Genomic DNA, 1190 nt, shown 5'->3' with positions numbered 1-1190 from the left:
AGAGCGGTGAGCTGTTGAAACCGTGGATGTACAATAGAAGTGAAGGTTTACTCATAGAAGTCTCGCATGAAAAAGCGAGCCCGAACTTAGAGCTCGGGCATCATTAATATCCGTTGGAAGAGAAATCTGGCTGGAATTGGCCTTCTGGTAAACGGTCGACATGGGTTGTGATGTCGCCGTTGGTGTGCAGTTCTAGCTCACGCCAACCTGGGGATGTGGTATCAAGCGCGAAATCATCGGAATTCGGCTTAAACTGGACACACGTTGATGGTGTTGCCATCACTCGAATACCTTTGTGTATTACGTTCATGTCTTGATGAACATGCCCACACAAAATGCCTTTTACATTGTCGAATCGATCCACAACTTGCCAAAACGCTTCTGCGTCTTTCAACGTATGCTGATCAAGCCAAGCGCTCCCCACCAGCAAAGGATGGTGATGCAATAAAACCAGTGTATGACGCTCAGGAAATTCCGTTAATTTCTCTTCCAAAAGAGTCAACTGCTGATCGCTTAAACGCCCATGAGGCACGCCTACTACTTGAGAATCAAGCAAAATCAATTGCCACTTTTCACCCAGCAACACATGTTCTGCCGCTTGAATTTGTGGTGAAGGTAACACACTGCCCATATTGGGTTTGTAATCGTGATTTCCCGGCAGCCAATAACAATCCTTTTGCAGCGGCGCAATGCCATCAGCAAATCGTTGATAAGACTCGGCGCTATGATCCTGTGAAATATCGCCAGTCGCTAAAATGTAATCAAACCCCACTTTGCGGCGCAAAACTTCGTTAACCACAGCAGAAAAGCTGTCGGCTGTTTTTACGCTCAGCAAACTTCCCTCGTCTGCAGCGAACAGATGAGTATCCGTAATTTGTAAAAGTTTGATGCTGTCATTCGATGATTGCAAAATGAAAACCTGATTCGTTCACTCTATAGTTTCTTGTTATTTTCCTTGAATGACGTGACGATCAATTGAAGGCAAGCGGCGTTCTACTAATGCCACTTCGTAAACAAAACGTCAGCCATTCACCAAGGAACGTATTAAGTTGATGCTTTTCATCTCTCTGCATCAACTGGTCATTGGGATAATCATATTTAGCTTTAATGCGTGAGAACTCTCCGCTTGAGCATACTTCGGCTACTCTCGCATCATGATAAAGCCTGACAGACATCGTCGGTAAAGGAAA

The 1190-nt window shown here is 45.0% G+C and carries 2 protein-coding genes; both read right to left on the bottom strand.

Features of this window, described 5'->3' with window-relative positions; translation table 11 throughout:
- Nucleotides 1-103: 103 nt before the first annotated feature.
- Nucleotides 104-910: a 3',5'-cyclic-AMP phosphodiesterase gene (gene cpdA / locus R8N28_RS25835; RefSeq protein WP_017449192.1), complete on the bottom strand. Its 807-nt coding sequence runs from the start codon at nucleotides 908-910 to the stop codon at nucleotides 104-106.
- Nucleotides 911-971: 61 nt separating this feature from the next.
- Nucleotides 972-1190: DUF1249 domain-containing protein (locus R8N28_RS25830; RefSeq protein ID WP_318125537.1), on the bottom strand; the 219-nt coding region annotated here is incomplete at its 5' end.

The sequence above is a fragment of the Vibrio sp. Vb1554 genome (assembly GCF_033344235.1).
This window is presented reverse-complemented; position numbering and strand designations above follow the sequence as displayed.